Here is a 17,305-nt window from a genome sequence, read left to right as displayed (position 1 = left end):
CGCGCCGGACGCCACCGCGAGCGAGTGCTGACCATGCGCGGCATCGCCAAGCACTTCGGCGCGGTGAAGGCGCTCATCGACGTCGACTTCTGGGTCACCGAGGGCGAGGTCGTTGCGCTCATCGGCGACAACGGCGCGGGCAAGTCGACCCTCGTGAACCTGCTGGCCGGTGTGCACGCACCGGATGCCGGCACGATCGAGTTCGACGGCGACCTCGTCGAGATCGGCAGCCCCGCCGACGCGCAGGAGCTCGGCATCGCCACGGTGTTCCAGGACCTGGCGCTCTGCGACAACCTCGATGTCGTCGCGAACCTGTGGCTCGGGCGCGAGCTCACCACCGAGGGCTCGCTCGACGAGGTCGACATGGAGCAGCAGACCTGGGCGCTGCTGCGCGAGCTCTCGGCCAAGATCCCGTCTGTGCGCACCCCGGTCGCCTCGCTGTCGGGCGGCCAGCGCCAGACGGTGGCGATCGCCCGCTCGCTCATCGGCGAGCCGCGCGTCGTGATCCTCGACGAGCCGACCGCCGCACTCGGCGTCGCGCAGACGGCCGAGGTGCTCAACCTCATCGAGCGGCTGCGCGAACGCGGCCACGGCGTGGTCCTCGTCAGCCACAACATGGCCGATGTGATGGCGGTTGCGGACCGCATCGTGGTGCTGCGGCTCGGCCGCAACAACGGCGTGTACAACGCCGCCGACGTCACCACCGAGATCCTCATCGCCGCGATCACCGGAGCGGTCGACCAGGGTGCGCGGGGCCGGCCACGCGACGACGCGGATGCTGCCGCCACCGGTCACGAGACGGCACGCGAGCGCGAACCCGCCCCCGACCCCGCCGAGAGCGGTGTGATCCCGCTGCCGCAGCGCGCGCCGCGCCGTCGCCGCCACACCGAGGGCAACACCGACCGCGGCACGCCGTCATGACCGTCGACGTCGAGGAGCGCCGCGGCCTGCGCGGCTCGTTCGACCTGCTCGTCTCCCGCGTCCGCGGCGGCGAGCTCGGGTCGCTGCCCGTCGTGCTCGGGCTCGGGCTGATCTGGACGGTGTTCCAGGTGCTGAACCCGGTGTTCCTCTCCAGCCGCAACCTCGTCGACCTGACGATGCAGTGCGTGGCCACCGGCACCATCGCGCTCGGCATCGTCGTGGTGCTGCTGCTCGGCGAGATCGACCTGTCGGTCGGCTCGGTGTCCGGTCTGGCGGCGGCCGTGCTGGCCGTGACCTTCGTCGAGCTGCAGTGGCCGGTCGTGCTGGCCCTGGTCGCCGCCGTCGGCGCCGGAGTCGTCGTCGGGCTCCTCTACGGCTTCCTGTACACGCGGTTCGGTCTGCCGAGCTTCGTCATCACCCTCGCCGGGCTGCTCGGCGTGCTGGGCCTGCAGCTGTGGGTGCTCGGCCGATCCGGCACGATCAACCTCCCGCCCGACTCCCTGCTCGTCCAGTTCGCCCAGCACATGTTCCTGCCCGCCTGGGCGTCGTACCTGACGGTGTTCGTCTCGGTCGGCGTGTTCGCCTGGTCGCTCGTGCGGAGGGCGCGACGGCGCGCGGCCGCGAACCTCGACGGCCAGAGCTATCGCGAGATCGCGGTGCGCAGCGGCATCCTGCTCGTCCTCCTGCTCCTGGCCACCTGGTACCTCAACCGCGATCGGGGCGTCGGGGTCATCTTCCTGTCGTTCGTGCTGCTCGTCGTCGCGATGAACCACGTGCTGACGCGCACCCGCTGGGGGCGCGCGGTGTACGCGGTCGGCGGGTCGGTCGAGGCCGCGCGCCGCGCCGGCATCCGGGTCGAGCGCATCTACGTCGGATGCTTCGTGCTGTGCTCGAGCCTGGCCGCGGCGGGCGGTGTGCTGGCGGCCGCGCGACTCGCCGCGGCGAATCAGAGCACCGGCGCGGGCGACACCAACCTCAACGCGATCGCCGCGGCGGTGATCGGCGGCGCGTCGCTGTTCGGCGGCCGCGGCACCGCCTTCGCCGCGCTGCTCGGCATCATCGTGATCCAGTCGATCTCGTCCGGTCTGAACCTGCTGGCACTCGACTCTTCGGTGCGGTTCATGGTGACCGGCATCGTGCTCATCCTGGCGGTCATGATCGACTCGATCTCGCGCCGTACGCGCGTCGCCACCGGCCGGGCATAGGGCGCAACGAGCGGGGATCGGACCGCGGGCTGGGTTCATCGGCCGAACGCTGTTCCGCGGATGCCAAGTCGTTATGTTCACATCTTGACTTCAAGGTGTGACGTCGCCATGATCGTGCTCAGCGCACCGAAGCGCTGTCCCTGCTTCGCATCAATGACGAAAGGCGAACCATGAAGAAGTCCGCATTCCTTGCCGCGGCCGCCCTGAGCGGCGCCGCAGCACTGCTGCTCGCCGGCTGTGCCGGCAGCGGCACGCCCGCGGCCACCTCGAGCGGCGACGGAGAGGAGCCCGCCGCGGCCGGCCGCGCCTGTGTGATCCTGCCCGACGCAGCTTCCTCCCCGCGCTGGGAGAACTTCGACCGCAAGTACCTGCAGGAAGGCCTGGAGGCTGCCGGCTTCGAGGTCGACATCCAGAACGCTCAGGGCGACACCAGCAAGTACGCCACCATCGGCGACCAGCAGCTCACCCAGGGCTGCGGCGTGATGCTCCTCGTCGACTACAACGGCGCTGCCGTGGGTGTCGCGCAGAAGGCCGCCGACCAGGGCATCCCGGTCATCGCCTACGACCGTCCCTTCAAGGCCGACTACTACGTCTCATTCGACAACGTCGAGGTGGGTCGCATGGAGGGCCAGACGGTGCTCGACGGGCTCGAGGCCGCAGGCGTCGACCCGGCCGACGCGGCTGTCTACTACATGGGCGGCGACCCGGCTGACGGCAACGCAGCCATGTTCCGCTCCGGCGCCGTCGAGGTCATGGAGGCGGCGGGCATCACCGCAGTCGCAGAGCCCAAGGGCGTCTGGGACGGCGGCATCAGCCAGACCAACTTCGAGCAGGCGCTGACGGACAACGGCGGCAAGGTCGACGGCGTCTGGGCGGCCAACGACACCAACGCCGACGGCGTCATCAAGGTGCTGCAGGACCAGGACATCACCGGTGTCGCGGTCTCCGGCCAGGACGCCAACCTCGAGGGCCTGCGCAACATCCTCACCGGATGGCAGACGGCCACGGTGTACAAGCCGGTCAAGCTCGAGGCCGACAAGGCCGTCGAGGTGGCGATCGCGCTGCTGAACGGCGAGTCGCCCACGGCGGACCAGGAGCTCGAGGACGGCACCCCGTACATCGCGGTGACTCCTCAGCTGGTCGGCCCCGAGCAGGTCAAGGACGTCGTGGCCGCCGGTGACGCGTCGGCCGACGAGATCTGCACGGGCGAGATCGCCGGTGTCAGCCTCGCCGACAAGTGCGCGGAGTTCGGCGTAGAGTAAGCGCCCACCGACCGAGGGGCGTCGCGTCTTCGCAGGCGTGGCGCCCCTCGTGCGCCCGGCCAGACCATGAACCGCAAGGAAGCGAGCATGTCAGAACCGATCATCGAACTCGTGGGTGTGAAGAAGTCCTTCGGCCCCGTGAGCGTCCTCAAGGGCGTCGACCTCCGGGTGTACCCGGGCAAGGTCACCGCGCTCGTCGGCGACAACGGCGCGGGCAAGTCCACCCTGATCAAGGGCCTCGCCGGCGTGCAGCCCTACGACGAGGGCGAGGTGCGCATCGACGGGGAGCACCGTGACCTGCACTCGCCCCGCGAAGCAGGCAGCCTCGGCATCGAGGTCGTCTACCAGGACCTCGCGCTGTGCGACAACCTCGACATCGTCCAGAACATGTTCCTCGGCCGCGAGGAGCTGTCGACGGGGACGTTCGACGAGGGGCGCATGGAGCGCGACGCCTCGGACACTCTGCGCTCGCTGTCCGTGCGCACCGTCAAGTCGGTGCGGCAGAAGGTGTCTTCGCTCTCCGGCGGCCAGCGGCAGACCGTCGCGATCGCCCGCGCCGTGCTGAAGAAGGCGCGCGTCGTGATCCTCGACGAACCCACCGCGGCACTCGGCGTCGCGCAGACCGAGCAGGTGCTGCACCTCGTCGAGCGGCTCGCCGGCCAGGGCGTCGCGGTGATCCTGATCAGCCACAACCTCGCCGACGTCTTCGCCGTCGCCGACGACATCGCGGTCCTCTACCTCGGCCAGATGGTCGCGCAGGTGCAGACCGCCGAGACCACCCGCGACGACATCGTGGGCTACATCACCGGCACCAAGGTGCCCCCGGGCGTCGACCTCATCGGCACATCCAACATCGCGACGCCGGGAGGGCCGGAATGAGCAGCAACGCACGCACCAACGCCGCACCCGACCCGGTGACCAGCGATCTCATCGGCAGCGGGGTCGAGGGCGGCCTCGGCGACCAGGTCACGGCGTGGTGGCAGCGGGTGCGCGGTGGCGACATGGGCGCCCTGCCCGCGATCGGCGGCCTGGTCGTCCTCACGATCCTGTTCACGATCCTGAACCCGCGGTTCTTCAGCCCGATCAACTTCGCGAACCTGATGAGCCAGGGCGCGTCGCTCGTCGTGCTCGGCATGGCGCTCGTGTTCGTGCTGCTGCTCGGCGAGATCGACCTGTCGGCCGGCGTCACCGGCGGCGTCGCCATGGCCTCCTTCGTGGTGCTCAACGTCCGCTACGACGTGGCATGGCCGCTCGCGCTGCTCATCGCGTTCGCGATCGGGTTCACGACGGGAGCCCTGATCGGCTTCCTCGTGGCGAGAGTCGGCATCCCGTCGTTCGTCGTCACGCTCGGTCTGTTCCTGGGCTTCCAGGGACTGACCCTCCTCATCATCGGCGCGGGCGGGCTCTACCCGATCCAGGCGCCGGAGCTGCTCGCGCTGCAGAACGGCAGGCTGCCGATCTGGGGCGGCTGGGTGATGCTCGCGGTCATGCTGCTCATCTCGGCCGGAACCTCGTTCTGGGACAGGGCGCGGCGCACCAGGGCGGGCGTCCCCAACCGGGCGATCTCGCTGGTGTGGATCAAGCTCGGCGTGATCCTCGTGCTCGGCGGGCTCGCGGTGTTCGTGCTCAACCTCAACCGGTCGCAGTCGGTCAAGCCGATCGAGGGCGTGCCGATCATCGTGCCCGTGGTGCTGACGATCCTGTGGATCGGCACGTTCGTGCTCGACCGCACCAGGTTCGGGCGCTACGTGTACGCGATCGGCGGCAACGCCGAGGCGGCACGGCGCTCGGGCATCAAGGTGCGGTGGATCAAGTGGTGGGCGTTCGTCATCTGCTCGGTCCTCGCGGTCGCCGCGGGGCTCCTCGCCCAGACGCGACTCGGATCGGTGGATGCTGCGGCCGGCCGTGACATCGTGCTCAGCGGCGTCGCAGCGGCGGTCGTCGGCGGCGTCAGCCTGTTCGGCGGGCGCGGGCGGCTGATCCACGCGGCGATCGGCGCGATGGTCATCGCCTCGATCACGAACGGACTCGCTCTGCTCAAGCTCGAGGCCGGCATCAACCTGCTCGTGACCGGCGGCGTGCTGATCCTCGCCGCCACCGTGGACGCCGTCTCGCGTCTGCGCGGAGGGCAGATCCGCAGTTAGGCAGTACGGCCAGATGGCGTCCGGGGGTGCCCGACTCCCGGACGCCATCGCTGCGCCGGCCGCGATGGCCCCGGTCGCGAGGAGGCGCCTCGCGCGCGAGTAGCCTCTCCCTCATGGTGGATGAGGGCGAAGGCGTGCTCGCGCGGGTGGTGCGCGTGCTCGACTGCTTCACCGACGACGAGCCGGCCGTCACCGCCGCGCAGCTCGCGGATCGCACCGGCCTCCCCACGTCGACGCTGCACCGGCAGCTGGCCACCCTCACCGAGCTGGGGCTGCTGACGCGCACCACCGGCCACCGGTACACGATCGGTCCCCGGCTGTGGGAGCTCGGAGAGCTCTCGCCGCTCTCCGTGCGCCTGCGCGAGACCGCCCTGCCGCACATGCTGCGCCTGTACGAGGCGACCGGCGAGAACGTGCACCTCGCCGTGCTCGACCCGCCCGCCCCCGAGACCGCGCAGGCGCTGTACGTCGGCCGGATCACCGGGCAGGAGTCCATCCCCACGCTGAGCCGGATGGGCGGCCGCCATCCGCTGCACTCGACCGGCGTCGGCAAGGCCCTGCTGGCCACGCGGGACGCCGACTGGCTCGATCGCTTCTTCGTCCGGCCGCTCGAGCGGGAGACGACCCACACGATCACGTCGGCGGAGGTGCTGCGTGAGGACATCGCCCGCACCCGCGCCCGCGGGTACGCCACCACGCGCGAGGAGATGACGCTCGGCAACGTCTCGGTCGCCGCATCCGTCGCCCGCATCGAGGGCCTCCCGCCGATCGCCATCGGCACGGTGGTGCACATCGAGCGCGCGGACGAGCGACGGCTCAGCTCCCTGGTCGTCCAGACTGCGAAGGACCTCGCGAAGGCGCTCCGCGACGCCTGAATCGGATGCTGAGTCCCACTCAATGGGAATTGAGCGCGGTTTCCGGCTCCCGCAGTGTCACGCTTGACCGGGCGCCGGTTCCGACGCCGGTGCCGCACGTCGAAGGAGACCCCATGGCGACGCCCCCTGACGAGACCATCGCGGCAGCCCCCGAGTCGCTGCTCGCCTCGCCCGACATGCCGTCACAGCGCGAGATCACGGCCGAGATGGCCGAGATCCACGACGACGCCGCGCAGCGCGAGGCGGCGGGCGAGCCGGTTCCCGCGACGCTCTACGACTTCGCGCCGTACCGCTCGAGCGTGCTGCGTCACCCGACCAAGAACCCGCGACTCGTCGATCCCGAGTCGATCGAGCTCTGGTCGCCGGCCTACGGCCAGCGCGACGTCGCGCTCATCGAGTCCGACCTCACCCTGCAGCACACCGGCGAGCCGCTCGGCGAGCGCATGACCGTGACCGGCAGGCTGCTCGACTCGTGGGGGAGACCGCTCGCCAACCAGCTCGTCGAGATCTGGCAGGCCAACTCGGCCGGGCGCTACATCCACCAGCGCGACCAGCATCCCGCCCCGCTCGACCCGAACTTCACCGGCGCGGGCCGCACCATCACGAACAGCGCCGGCGAGTACTCCTTCACCACCATCAAGCCGGGCCCGTACCCGTGGAAGAACCACGTCAACGCGTGGCGGCCGGCTCACATCCACTTCTCGCTGTTCGGCAGCGGCTTCACGCAGCGGATCATCACGCAGATGTACTTCCCCGGCGACCCGCTGTTCGCGCTCGACCCGATCTACAACACCATCCGCCGGCAGAAGGATCGGGACGCCCTGATCGCCGCGTACGACCACGACCTCACCGTGCCGGAGTTCTCGATGGGCTACCGCTGGGACATCGTCGTCGACGGACCGGATGCGACGTGGTTCGAAGCGGAGGAGGAGCACTGATGAGCGAGACCACCGACACCCGCCGCGCCGCGGACGCGCGGTTCCCCGCCGACTCGCGCCTCGAGCCGACAGCCGGCCAGACCATCGGCCCGTTCTTCGCGTTCGGACTGCAGTACCCCAAGATGCACGAGGTCGCCTTCCCGCACACGCCGGGCGCGATCGTGCTGGGCGGCACCGTGTTCGACGGCGCAGGCGCGCCGATCCCCGATGCCTGCGTCGAGATCTGGGGCGCCGACACCGACGGCACGATCCCGCGGGCACGCGGGTCACGGCGTCGCGACGACCACACCTTCACCGGTTTCGGCCGCGCGTTCACGAACGACGAGGGGCACTTCGAGTTCTGGACACGCAACCCCGGTCCGATCGACGGCACCGCGCCGTTCTTCGCCGCGATCGTCTTCGCCCGCGGGCTGCCGAACAAGCTGCACACCCGGATCTACCTGCCCGAGGACGAGGAGCGGCTCGCTGCCGACGCGCTGCTCTCCGCACTCGCGCCCGACGAGCGCGCTACGCTCGTGGCCACGCGCACCCCCGACGGACACCTGCGCCACGACATCCACCTGCAGGGTGAGAAGGAGACCGTGTTCCTTGCCTACTGAGCCGGCGTTCGATGCAGGGCTGCTCTCGCCCGTGACCGTCGGACACGACGGCACGGTGTCCGATGCCGCCGTCCTCGACGCGCTCGTCGCGGTCGAGGTCGCGCTCACCCGCGCGTGGGCGGCCGTCGGCGTCGCCCCCACAGAGGCGGCCGAGGCCGTGTCGTCGGCGCTCGGCTGGCAGGGGGCCGCGCGGGTCGAGCACCACATCGACCTCGCCGCGCTCGCCGCGGCAGGGGTGTCCGGCGGCAACCCGGTGATCCCGCTGGTCGCGCAGCTCAAGGAATCGGTGCCCTCGGCCGCCACCGCCTGGGTGCACGCCGGCGCGACGAGCCAGGACATCCTCGATACCGCAGTGATGCTCGTGGCCTCGCGTGCAGTGCCCCGGATCGTCGACGCGCTCCGCAGCGCCGAGCACCACCTGACCGCCCTCGCGGTCACGCGCCGCGACCAGGTCGCCGCGGCCAGGACACTGACCCAGCACGCCGTGCCGACGACCGTCGGGCTGCGGGCCGCCACGTGGCTGCGCGGCATCCGTCGCGCCGCGGACCGTCTCGAAGCCGTCGAGTTGCCCGCACAGCTGGGAGGTGCCGGCGGCACCCTCGCGGCCTTCGTGGCGATCGCCGCGCACAGCGGAGCGGATGCCGGTGCCGCCGTGCGCCTGCCTGCCGCCTTTGCCGCGGAGCTCGGGCTCCGCACGCCCGAGGCGCCCTGGCACGTCACCCGCTGGCCCGTCACCGAGCTCGGGGACGCGCTGGTGCAGGCGATCGACGCGGTGGGCAAGCTGGCAGCCGATGTCGCCACCCTCAGCCGCACCGAGATCGGCGAAGTCGCCGAGGGCTCGTCCGGCGGGTCGTCGGCCATGCCCCAGAAGCAGAACCCCGCCCGTTCGGTGCTGCTCCGCTCGGCGGCGCTGCGCGCGCCCCAGCTCGGCGCGACCCTCCATCTCGCCGCGGCCTTCGCGGTGGATGAACGCCCGGACGGCGCGTGGCACGCGGAGTGGCCGACCCTGCGTGAACTGCTCCGGCTGGCGCTCGGAGCGGCCGCGAACGCCGACGAACTCGCCAAGGGACTCGTCGTCGACGACGAGGCGGTCACCCGTAATCTCGGCCTCACCCGCGGACTGATCGTCGCCGAGCGCCTGTCGCACGAGCCGGACCTCGTTGCCCGCGCAGAGATCCCTGGCGTGATCGCGGCCGTCTCAGCGGGAACCGCGCTGGCCGACGTGCTGGGCGGGCCACGGGCGGCCGAGGTCGCCGACCCCACCGGCTACACCGGACTCGCCGGCCCGCTCACCGACGCCGCGACGGGGCAGCAGCCCGACCCGTCCCTCGAGTTCCCGGACCCCGCATGACCGTGCCGACTCTCACGCTGACCGACCCGGTCGGTCCCGCCGACGCCCCGCTGCTCGTGCTGGGGCCGTCGCTGGGCACCTCGGCGATCCTGTGGGAGAACACCATCCCCGCGCTGGCCGGGCAGTACCGCGTCGTCGCGTGGGACCTCCCCGGCCACGGCGCCTCGCCCGCCGCGACCGATGCGTTCTCGGTGGCCGACCTCGCCGACGCCGTGGCGGAGGCCGTCCGCTCGCTCGGGGCGGACCGCATCCTGTATGCCGGCGTCTCGCTCGGCGGGGCGACCGGCCTCGAACTGCTGCTGCGCCACCCCGGACTCGTCGCCGCTGCCGCGATCGTCGCCTCGGGCGCACAGCTCGGCGACCCGCAGAGCTGGCACGAGCGCGCCGCGAAGGTGCGGGCGGAGTCGACCTCGTCGCTGATCGTCCAATCCGGACAGCGCTGGTTCGCCCCCGAGTCGATCGCGCGCGAGCCCGAGCTGTCCGGCCGGCTGTTCCACGCGCTGCAGGACGCCGACGACGAGTCGTATGCCCGCTGCTGCGAAGCGCTCGCCGACTATGACGTGCGGAGCGAGCTCGGCGAGATTGCCGTCCCGGTGCTCGCGCTCTGGGGCGCGTTCGACGAGGTCGCGCCGGAGCCCAAGGCGACCGAGATCGCGGCGGGCGTGCGCGACGGGCGCGCCGAGCGCATCGCCGGCGCGGCCCATCTGCCACCCGCCGAGCAGCCAGGGGCGACAGCATCCGCTCTGCTCGCGTTCTTCACGGAGGTGACCCCATGACCCGACCCGACGGCGAAGGCCTGACCGATCAGGAGCGCTACGACCAGGGGATGGCGGTGCGCCGCGCCGTGCTCTCGGACGCCCACGTCGACCGTGCGACCGCTGCGGCCACCGATCTCACCGCCGACTTCCAGGACTTCATCACGCGGGTCGCCTGGGGCGATGTGTGGTCGCGGCCGGGTCTCGACCGCCGGTCGCGGTCGGTCGCGGTGATCACCTCGCTCATCGCGCACGGCCACCACGAGGAGCTCGCGATGCACCTGCGTGCCGGCCTGCGCAACGGGCTCACGGTGGACGAGATCCGCGAGATCATCCTGCAGTCGGCGATCTACTCGGGCGTCCCTGCGGCGAACACCGCGTTCCGCATCGCGAACGAGGTCCTCGCCGAGGAGGAGTAGCCTCGCCCGCCCCGCCCCGCCCCGCCCCGCCCCGCCCCGCCTCGCCCTCGCCGCCTCTCCGGCCCTCCGCCTCTCCGGCCCTCCGGCTCTCCGGCCCCTCCGAAAACACCTGTTCTGGCGAACGCAGGACGCATTCGCGGCAGATCCTCCTGTGTCCGTCAGAGCGCCTGTTTCGCGCGAGGGGATGGGCGCTGAGGCAGCGGCGCGGCGGCTACACCGTCTTGATCAGGCCGGTGCCCGTCTTCGCGCGCTGGATCTCGCCGCGCGTCTAGGGTGTGACCATGCGCTCACCCGTCGCGTTCGTCCGGGGTGCCAGGCACCCGGAGGCCTTCCACGGTCGCGGCGTCCGCCGTGGGTTCTTCGAAGGCTGGTACGTGAAGCTCGTGTCGGCCGACCGGGCGCAGCGCTGGGCGGTCATCCCCGGGGTGTTCCGCGGGGTCGGCGAGAGCGGCGAGACCGATGAGGCATTCGTGCAGGTGCTCGACGGACTGACCGGGCGCTCCTGGTACCACCGGTTCGCGCCGGGGGAGTTCCACGCGTCGGACCGCGAGTTCGACGTCACGGTCGGCGGCAACCGCTTCACTGCTCAGGGGGTCACGCTCGACCTGCCGCAGCTGCGCGGACGCATCGAGTACACCACCCCGCTCGTCCCGTGGCCGGTGACCCTGCGCGAGCCGGGGATCATGGGCTGGTACGGGCTCGTGCCGTTCATGGAGTGCTTCCACGGCATCGTCTCGTTCGGGCACGCGCTGGCGGGCGAGCTCGACGTCGAGGGGACGCCGCGTTCGTTCCACGGGGGCCGGGGCTACATCGAGAAGGACTGGGGCAAGGCCTTCCCCGCCGGGTACGTCTGGATGGCGAGCAACCACATCGACCGGTCGACAGAGCTCAGGGAGCAGGTCGACGCCGCCGAGGAGGCGTCGCTGATCGCGTCGGTAGCGATCATCCCGTGGCTGCGCGGATCGTTCCGCGGGTCGATCGTCGGCTTCCGCCACAGCGGACGGCTGCACAAGTGGACCACCTACAACCGCTCCACCGAGCGCCTCCTCACGATCGACGACGACCGCGTCCGCTGGCAGGTGGACGGGCCGGACGGCGTGCTCGAGCTCGATGCCGAGCGGGTCCGCGGCGGGCTGCTGCACGCGCCCCTGCGCACCGCCATGCACCAGCGCGTCGAGGAGACGCTGGATGCCCGCATCCGACTGCGCCATCTGGCGCCGGACGGCACCGTGCTCATCGAGGGGGTCGCCGAGTGCGCGGGGCTCGAGGTCTACGGCGACACCGAGAGGCTGCTCGCGCTGTGATCACGCGATTCGAGGAGCTGGACTGGCAGCCGACGCCGATGGGGGACCTCACCCTCCGCCGCCGCGCGGAGCCCGCGGTCGGCCGGGAGATCTACGAGGTGAAGCTCGGCGAGGAGTACCTCATGTCGAGCCTGTTCACCGTCGCCGAGGAGGAGCTCGCGACCCTGGGCCTGGCTGCGCTCGACCGCGACGACCTCGTCGTGCTCGTCGGCGGCCTCGGTCTCGGGTACACGGCGCTGACCGCGCTGCGCGACCCGCGGGTGCGCTCGCTCGAGGTGATCGACGCGCTGCCCGCGGTGATCGGCTGGCATCGGCGGAAGCTCCTGCCGACCTCGGCGGAGCTCGTCGACGACCCGCGCACCACGCTCACGCACGGCGACTTCTTCGCCGTGATGCGCGCGGCGCCCGGTGACGAGGGGCGCCGGTTCGACGCGATCCTGCTCGACGTCGACCACTCGCCGCGGCACCAGCTCGACCCGAGCCACGCCGACCTCTACGACGCGGCGGGGCTGCGGGCGCTGGATCGGCACCTCACGCCGGGCGGGGTGTTCGCGCTGTGGTCGGACGATCCGCCCGACGCGGAGTTCATGGTCGCGCTGGACGCCGTCTTCGATCACGGCGCGGCGCACGTCGTCGATTTCGACAACCCGATCACCGGCGGGGTGTCCTCGAACTCGGTGTACGTCGGCGTGAGCCGCGGCTGACCCGTCAGGAGCCGATGAGCTGGTCGCGCACCTGCTTGCGCAGCACCTTGCCGATGAGGGAGCGGGGGAGGTCGTCGACCAGCACGATGCGACGAGGCACCTTGTACGCCGTGAGCCGCGTTCGCGCGTAGTCGCGCAGTGCGTCGGTGTCGAGCTCGGCGCCCTGACGTGCGACGACCGCCGCGACGACTTCCTCGCCGCCGCTCTCGCGCGGCAGCCCGACGACCGCTGCCGCATCCACGTCGGGGTGCGACTGCAGGGCCTCCTCCACCTCGCTCGGTGAGACGTTGAACCCGCCGGTGATGATGAGCTCCTTGAGGCGGTCGACAATCGTGATGAAGCCGTCCGCCGAGACCGTGACGATGTCGCCGGTGCGCAGCCATCCATCGGAGAGGAGCGCCGCGGCGGTCTCATCCGGCCGCTTCCAGTAGCCCTGGAACACCTGCGGTCCGCGGAGGAGGAGCTCGCCGCGCTCGCCGAACGGCACCTCGATCGTGGGGTCCTCCGGATCGACGACGCGGATCTCGGTGCTCGGGAAGGGCACGCCGACGGTGCCGGGCCGCCGGCTCGGGCCGATCGGGTTGCCGAGCGCGACCGGCGAGGTCTCGGTCATCCCGTAGCCCTCGACGAGCAGGCCGCCCGTGGCCACCTCCCACTTGTCGACCGTCGACACCGGAAGGCTCATCGCCCCCGAGATGGCGAACCGCACCGACGACAGGTCCACTGTGCCGCGGGCGGATGCCCTGGCCAGCTGGTCGTAGATCGGCGGCACCGCAGGCAGGAACGTGGGCGGACTCTGGCGGACGGCATCCGTCACCAGGGCGACGTCGAACTTCGGGAACAGGACGAGCTTCGCGCCGATGCTCATCGCGAAGGTCAGGCACAGCGTCAGACCGTAGGCGTGGAAGAGGGGCAGCACCCCGTAGAAGGTCTCCTCGCCCTCGTGCAGCCCCGGCACCCAGGCGCGCCCCTGCATCGCGTTCGCCCGGAGGTTGCGGTGCGTGAGGATCGCGCCTTTCGGGCTGCCCGTCGTGCCGCTCGTGTACTGCAGGAGGGCGACATCGTCGATGCCGGGTCGCTCGTGCTTCCGCGAGATCCTGCGGCCGCCGATGAGCCTGCTCCAGGGGAAGGGATGCTTGGCCTCCGGCTTCGCGGTCAGCTGCGCGCGCGCCTTCCTCGCCTTCGGGATGGGCAGCGCCAGTGCGAGGCGCTTCGCGAACGGGAGAGCCTCGGTGATGTCGACGCTGACGATGCCCGCGACGGCGAGGTCGGACGGGAATCCGGCGATGGTGTCGTAGACCTTGTCCCACACGATCGCGAAGCGGGCGCCATGATCCTCGAACTGGTGGCGCAGTTCGCGCGCCGTGTAGAGCGGGTTGTGCTCGACGACGATCGCCCCGAGCCGGAGGATCGCGTAGAACGCGGCCACGTGCTGCGGGCAGTTCGGCAGCACGAGGGCGACGCGGTCGCCCGGCTGCACGCCCAGGCGGCGCAGTCCCTCAGCGGCCCGCTCGATCGTCTCGCCGAGCTCGCGGTACGCGGTCGTCGCGCCGAAGAACACCAGCGCGGGCTTCTTCGCGCGCGCGGCGACGCTCGTCTCGATCATGTCGGTGAGGGTCTGGCTGACCTCGTCGATCTCAGCCGGCACGCCGGGGGCGTACGCCGGCAGCCACGGTTTCGCGTCGTACGGATGGGCTGTCGACATGACGGGACCTCGCTTCAGGGCGGACTCCCCAGACTACGCACCTGGCTTCGCGAAGAGGGCGAGGAGGTCGGCCTTGGCGAGGCTCGAATAGCCGGTCAGGCCGGCGTCCTTGGCCTTGAGCCGAAGCTCCGCCACCGTCATCGCGCCGAGCTCCGCCTGCTCTGCGGCGCTTCCCGACGTGGCGGTCGTCTCCCGGTGGGAGGGGTCGGCGAGGCGCGCGGCACGCTTCGCGCTCGCGAGGGTCTTGCGAAGTCGCTTGGTCGCGGCCTCCGCCTCTGCCGTCACCGCCGCCGCGTCCCGGCGCACCGCACGCTTGGAGGTCTTCGAGACGTGCTTGGCGTCGCGGATCGCGCCCTTGACCTTCCTGCGGTCGCTCTTCGGCACGCTGCCGGGAATGTCCCGGAGCGCTTGCTTGGCGGCGCGGGCGCTCTCGCCGGCGGCGTCGCGCGCCTCGAGGGCGTGCTTCTGGGCTTTCGTCGTCTTGGCCATCATGTCCTCCACGCTATGAGCCTGGACGGATCCCGCTGGCGCCCTGGCGTGCGGCCTTCTCGCGTGCTAGGCGCCGAGCGGGCGAGATCAGCGGGCGGCGCGCGTGGACTGGCGCACGATCAGGTGCGTCGGCAGCGGAGTGTCCTCGGTGGCGCTCTCGGGCTCCTCGACGGCGATCAGCACCTTCCGCATGATCAGCTCGCCGAGGCTCGCGAAGTCCTGTCGGACGGTGGTCAGCGCGGGGTAGAGGAACCCGGCCTCCGGCACGTCGTCGAAGCCGACGACGCTCACGTCCTCGGGGACGCGCAGCCCGCGCTCGCGCAGGGCCGACAGCATCCCGATCGCCATGTGGTCGTTCGCGACGAACACCGCCGCGCCCGCGTCGATGTCCAGCGCGGTGCCGATGCGGTGCCCGGAGGCGGCGCTCCAGTCGCCGTGCTGCGGCTCGATCGCTTCCAGCCGGTGCGCGGCGAGTTCGTCGCGCCAGCCGCGGATCCGCTCGATCGCATCGGGGGCGCGCTGCGGACCCGCGACATGGAGGATGCGGGTGTGGCCCAGCTCGGCCAGGTGGCGCACCGCCGATCGGGCGCCGCGGTACTGGTCGATGGAGACCAGATGCGGGTTGCGTCGCTGCGAGGCGGCGGCGGCGACGACGGGGATGCTGAGGTCGAGCCCCCGCACCACTTCGAGCACGCCGAGGTCGACGACCACCAGCACGATCGCGTCGACGCGCTGCCGCAGCAGGCCTTCCACCGCGGACCGCACGGCGGCGGGATCGGCGTCGAGCGTGCTCACCGTCTCGACGTTGTACCGCTCGGTGCGTGCGGCGACGGTGAAGTGGAGTGCGATCGAGGTGGGCCCGTAGTCGGCGACGCCCGGGGTGACGAGCCCGATCGTGCGGGTGCGGCGGGTCACGAGGGCGCGAGCGGCGGGGGATGGGCTGTACCGCAGCTGTGCGATGGCCTGCTCGACCCTGGCTCGCGTGGCAGGGCGGACGTTGGGCAGGTCGTTCAGCACGCGCGAGACGGTCTGGTGCGAGACGCCGGCGAGCCGCGCGACATCGAAGATGTTCGCGGTGCGTGCTCCCTTTTCCTCGCTCACGGGCCGGTCACTCCTCGTCTTCCGGCTGCGCCACGAGGGCCATCGCCGCTTCGACGGTGAGATTCTCGGCGGGGAGCACGTCCACGATGCGCCCGGCGCGCAGGATCGCGACCCTGTGCCCGACGCGCAGCACCTCTTCGAGCTCGGCGGAGATGAACACGACCGACAGGCCGTTGTCGGCCAGCTCGCCGACGAGGTTCTGGATCTCGACCTTGGCTCCCACGTCGATGCCTCTGGTCGGCTCGTCGAGCACGAGCACCCGCGGCGAGAGGGCGAGCAGGCGCGCCAGGAGCACCTTCTGCTGGTTGCCGCCGGAGAGCGTGCCGGCCGGCTTGTCGAGGTCGGGCGGTCGCACGTCCAGCGCCTCGACCCAGCTGGCGGCCAGCTCGCGCTGCCGCGACGGCCGGATGCGGCGCAGGATGCCGCGCTGGGCCTGCAGGGCGAGGGTGATGTTCTCCCGGACGCTGAGCTCGCTGATGATGCCCTCGGTGCGGCGGTTCTCCGACGAGTAGACGACGCCGAGCGAGATCGCCCTGCGCACGCCGCCCAGCTCGGTCCCGGAGATGCGGATGATGCCGGAGTCCAGCCCATCGACGCCGGTCAGCGCCCGCGCGAGCTCGGTGCGGCCCGAGCCCAGCAGGCCGGCCACGCCGAGGACCTCGCCCTCGGCCACGTCCACGTCGGCGTCCACGATTCCGCGGCCGACGCTCACACCGCGGGCGGAGAGCGTCTGCGTGTCCGGCTCGGTCTCGGTGGCGTCCGTGCGCGGGAAGGTCTTCAGCGCCTCGACGCTGCGGCCGAGCATCTTCTGCACGAGATCGATCCGCAGCAGCTCCTTGGTGAGGTACTCGCCCACCAGGCGGCCGTTGCGCAGGACGGTCACGCGGTCGCAGATCTCGTATACCTGGTCGAGGAAGTGCGAGACGAACAGGATCGCCACACCGCGCTCGCGCAGCTCGCGGATCACGCGGAAGAGCTCCGCCACCTCGTCGAGGTCGAGGCTCGAGGTGGGCTCATCGAGGATGAGCACGCGCACATCGGTCGAGATGGCGCGGGCGATCGCGATCAGCTGCTGCACCGCGAGCGAATGCGCCCCGAGCTGCGACGCGGGGTCGATGTCGAGGCCGAGATCGGCGAGCACCTCGTGCGCGGTCACCCGCATGCGCGGCCAGTCGATCGCGCCGAACCGCCGAGGCTCGCGGCCGAGCCAGATGTTCTCCGCCACCGACAGGTTGGGCAGGAGGTCGATCTCCTGGTACACCGTGCTGATGCCGGCCACCAGGGCGTCGTGCGGCGTCGCCAGGCGCACCACCTCGCCGTCGAGCCGGATGACGCCCGCATCCAGCCGCAGCGCTCCGGTGATCGCCTTGATGAGCGTCGACTTGCCCGCGCCGTTCTCGCCCATGAGCGAGTGCACCTCGCCGGGGAACATCCGGAAGTCGACGCCGTCCAGCGCGGTCTCGGCCTGGAAGCGCACGGTGGCTCCCACGACTTCGACCACCGGGTGGACCTGCTCGACCATGGACTCCATCA

General features: G+C 71.4%; 17 protein-coding genes. 13 read left to right on the top strand and 4 right to left on the bottom strand.

Annotated features, from left to right (window positions below; all coding sequences use genetic code 11):
* Positions 1 to 33 precede the first annotated feature (33 nt).
* The 13 genes from Microterr_RS12355 to Microterr_RS12295 all read left to right on the top strand — a co-directional run bounded on the left by Microterr_RS12355 (position 34) and on the right by Microterr_RS12295 (position 12,477).
* Positions 34 to 921, top strand: a complete 888-nt coding sequence (locus Microterr_RS12355) for an ATP-binding cassette domain-containing protein (protein ID WP_263798755.1) — start codon at positions 34 to 36, stop codon at positions 919 to 921.
* A complete protein-coding gene (locus tag Microterr_RS12350) occupies positions 918 to 2,126 on the top strand; it encodes a sugar ABC transporter permease (protein ID WP_263797634.1) in 1,209 nt (402 codons plus the stop codon). Before Microterr_RS12355 ends, Microterr_RS12350 begins: the two co-directional genes overlap by 4 nt.
* A gap of 170 nt (positions 2,127 to 2,296) precedes the next feature.
* The gene (locus tag Microterr_RS12345; protein WP_263797635.1) at positions 2,297 to 3,388 is read left to right on the top strand and encodes a sugar ABC transporter substrate-binding protein; all 1,092 of its coding nucleotides are present in this window, start codon (positions 2,297 to 2,299) and stop codon (positions 3,386 to 3,388) included.
* Between the two features lie 87 nt (positions 3,389 to 3,475).
* Entirely contained in the window at positions 3,476 to 4,267 is a 792-nt protein-coding gene (locus Microterr_RS12340) for an ATP-binding cassette domain-containing protein (RefSeq protein ID WP_263797636.1), read from the top strand.
* On the top strand, positions 4,264 to 5,532 hold the full coding sequence (locus Microterr_RS12335; protein WP_263797637.1) for a sugar ABC transporter permease: 1,269 nt from the start codon (positions 4,264 to 4,266) through the stop codon (positions 5,530 to 5,532). Before Microterr_RS12340 ends, Microterr_RS12335 begins: the two co-directional genes overlap by 4 nt.
* Positions 5,533 to 5,645: 113 nt before the next feature.
* The gene (locus Microterr_RS12330) at positions 5,646 to 6,407 is read left to right on the top strand and encodes an IclR family transcriptional regulator (RefSeq protein ID WP_263797638.1); all 762 of its coding nucleotides are present in this window, start codon (positions 5,646 to 5,648) and stop codon (positions 6,405 to 6,407) included.
* 113 nt (positions 6,408 to 6,520) lie between these two features.
* Positions 6,521 to 7,345, top strand: coding sequence for a protocatechuate 3,4-dioxygenase subunit beta (gene pcaH, locus Microterr_RS12325; protein WP_263797639.1), 825 nt, complete (start codon positions 6,521 to 6,523; stop codon positions 7,343 to 7,345).
* Complete coding sequence (pcaG, locus tag Microterr_RS12320) at positions 7,345 to 7,944, top strand: protocatechuate 3,4-dioxygenase subunit alpha (protein ID WP_263797640.1); 600 nt, start codon at positions 7,345 to 7,347, stop codon at positions 7,942 to 7,944. Before pcaH ends, pcaG begins: the two co-directional genes overlap by 1 nt.
* The gene (locus Microterr_RS12315) at positions 7,934 to 9,295 is read left to right on the top strand and encodes a lyase family protein (protein WP_263797641.1); all 1,362 of its coding nucleotides are present in this window, start codon (positions 7,934 to 7,936) and stop codon (positions 9,293 to 9,295) included. The genes pcaG and Microterr_RS12315 overlap by 11 nt, the downstream gene beginning before the upstream one ends.
* Positions 9,292 to 10,071, top strand: coding sequence for an alpha/beta hydrolase (locus Microterr_RS12310; protein ID WP_263797642.1), 780 nt, complete (start codon positions 9,292 to 9,294; stop codon positions 10,069 to 10,071). The genes Microterr_RS12315 and Microterr_RS12310 overlap by 4 nt, the downstream gene beginning before the upstream one ends.
* Positions 10,068 to 10,469 carry a 4-carboxymuconolactone decarboxylase gene (gene pcaC, locus Microterr_RS12305; protein ID WP_263797643.1) on the top strand — a complete coding sequence of 134 codons (402 nt, stop codon included), beginning with the start codon at positions 10,068 to 10,070 and terminating at the stop codon, positions 10,467 to 10,469. Before Microterr_RS12310 ends, pcaC begins: the two co-directional genes overlap by 4 nt.
* 281 nt (positions 10,470 to 10,750) lie before the next feature.
* Positions 10,751 to 11,773, top strand: a complete 1,023-nt coding sequence (locus tag Microterr_RS12300; protein WP_263797644.1) for a tocopherol cyclase family protein — start codon at positions 10,751 to 10,753, stop codon at positions 11,771 to 11,773.
* Complete coding sequence (locus Microterr_RS12295; RefSeq protein ID WP_263797645.1) at positions 11,770 to 12,477, top strand: spermine/spermidine synthase domain-containing protein; 708 nt, start codon at positions 11,770 to 11,772, stop codon at positions 12,475 to 12,477. Before Microterr_RS12300 ends, Microterr_RS12295 begins: the two co-directional genes overlap by 4 nt.
* Positions 12,478 to 12,481: 4 nt before the next feature.
* Here the strand turns inward: Microterr_RS12295 and Microterr_RS12290 are convergent, their stop codons facing one another.
* The 4 genes from Microterr_RS12290 to Microterr_RS12275 all read right to left on the bottom strand — a co-directional run bounded on the left by Microterr_RS12290 (position 12,482) and on the right by Microterr_RS12275 (position 17,294).
* Positions 12,482 to 14,182: a long-chain-fatty-acid--CoA ligase gene (locus Microterr_RS12290; RefSeq protein ID WP_263797646.1), complete on the bottom strand. Its 1,701-nt coding sequence runs from the start codon at positions 14,180 to 14,182 to the stop codon at positions 12,482 to 12,484.
* A gap of 33 nt (positions 14,183 to 14,215) precedes the next feature.
* Complete coding sequence (locus Microterr_RS12285; RefSeq protein ID WP_263797647.1) at positions 14,216 to 14,674, bottom strand: hypothetical protein; 459 nt, start codon at positions 14,672 to 14,674, stop codon at positions 14,216 to 14,218.
* Between the two features lie 84 nt (positions 14,675 to 14,758).
* Complete coding sequence (locus Microterr_RS12280) at positions 14,759 to 15,772, bottom strand: LacI family DNA-binding transcriptional regulator (RefSeq protein WP_263797648.1); 1,014 nt, start codon at positions 15,770 to 15,772, stop codon at positions 14,759 to 14,761.
* 7 nt (positions 15,773 to 15,779) lie between these two features.
* Positions 15,780 to 17,294, bottom strand: a complete 1,515-nt coding sequence (locus Microterr_RS12275; RefSeq protein WP_263797649.1) for a sugar ABC transporter ATP-binding protein — start codon at positions 17,292 to 17,294, stop codon at positions 15,780 to 15,782.
* Positions 17,295 to 17,305: the final 11 nt, after the last annotated feature.

This window comes from Microbacterium terricola (assembly GCF_027943945.1).
GTDB lineage: Bacteria > Actinomycetota > Actinomycetes > Actinomycetales > Microbacteriaceae > Microbacterium > Microbacterium terricola.
The sequence above is the reverse complement of the archived record's forward strand: the minus strand, read 5'-3'. Positions and strand labels throughout refer to the sequence as shown.

What these genes read in the sequence shown, in the direction of transcription:
- Microterr_RS12345 (WP_263797635.1), top strand. Translation starts at nt 2,297, where the DNA reads ATGAAGAAGTCCGCATTCCTTGCCGCGGCCGCCCTGAGCGGCGCCGCA.
- pcaG (WP_263797640.1), top strand. Translation starts at nt 7,345, where the DNA reads ATGAGCGAGACCACCGACACCCGCCGCGCCGCGGACGCGCGGTTCCCC.
- Microterr_RS12350 (WP_263797634.1), top strand. Translation starts at nt 918, where the DNA reads ATGACCGTCGACGTCGAGGAGCGCCGCGGCCTGCGCGGCTCGTTCGAC.
- Microterr_RS12290 (WP_263797646.1), bottom strand. Translation starts at nt 14,182, where the DNA reads ATGTCGACAGCCCATCCGTACGACGCGAAACCGTGGCTGCCGGCGTAC.
- pcaH (WP_263797639.1), top strand. Translation starts at nt 6,521, where the DNA reads ATGGCGACGCCCCCTGACGAGACCATCGCGGCAGCCCCCGAGTCGCTG.
- Microterr_RS12310 (WP_263797642.1), top strand. Translation starts at nt 9,292, where the DNA reads ATGACCGTGCCGACTCTCACGCTGACCGACCCGGTCGGTCCCGCCGAC.
- Microterr_RS12300 (WP_263797644.1), top strand. Translation starts at nt 10,751, where the DNA reads ATGCGCTCACCCGTCGCGTTCGTCCGGGGTGCCAGGCACCCGGAGGCC.
- Microterr_RS12285 (WP_263797647.1), bottom strand. Translation starts at nt 14,674, where the DNA reads ATGATGGCCAAGACGACGAAAGCCCAGAAGCACGCCCTCGAGGCGCGC.
- Microterr_RS12330 (WP_263797638.1), top strand. Translation starts at nt 5,646, where the DNA reads ATGGTGGATGAGGGCGAAGGCGTGCTCGCGCGGGTGGTGCGCGTGCTC.
- Microterr_RS12355 (WP_263798755.1), top strand. Translation starts at nt 34, where the DNA reads ATGCGCGGCATCGCCAAGCACTTCGGCGCGGTGAAGGCGCTCATCGAC.
- Microterr_RS12340 (WP_263797636.1), top strand. Translation starts at nt 3,476, where the DNA reads ATGTCAGAACCGATCATCGAACTCGTGGGTGTGAAGAAGTCCTTCGGC.
- pcaC (WP_263797643.1), top strand. Translation starts at nt 10,068, where the DNA reads ATGACCCGACCCGACGGCGAAGGCCTGACCGATCAGGAGCGCTACGAC.
- Microterr_RS12275 (WP_263797649.1), bottom strand. Translation starts at nt 17,294, where the DNA reads ATGGTCGAGCAGGTCCACCCGGTGGTCGAAGTCGTGGGAGCCACCGTG.
- Microterr_RS12335 (WP_263797637.1), top strand. Translation starts at nt 4,264, where the DNA reads ATGAGCAGCAACGCACGCACCAACGCCGCACCCGACCCGGTGACCAGC.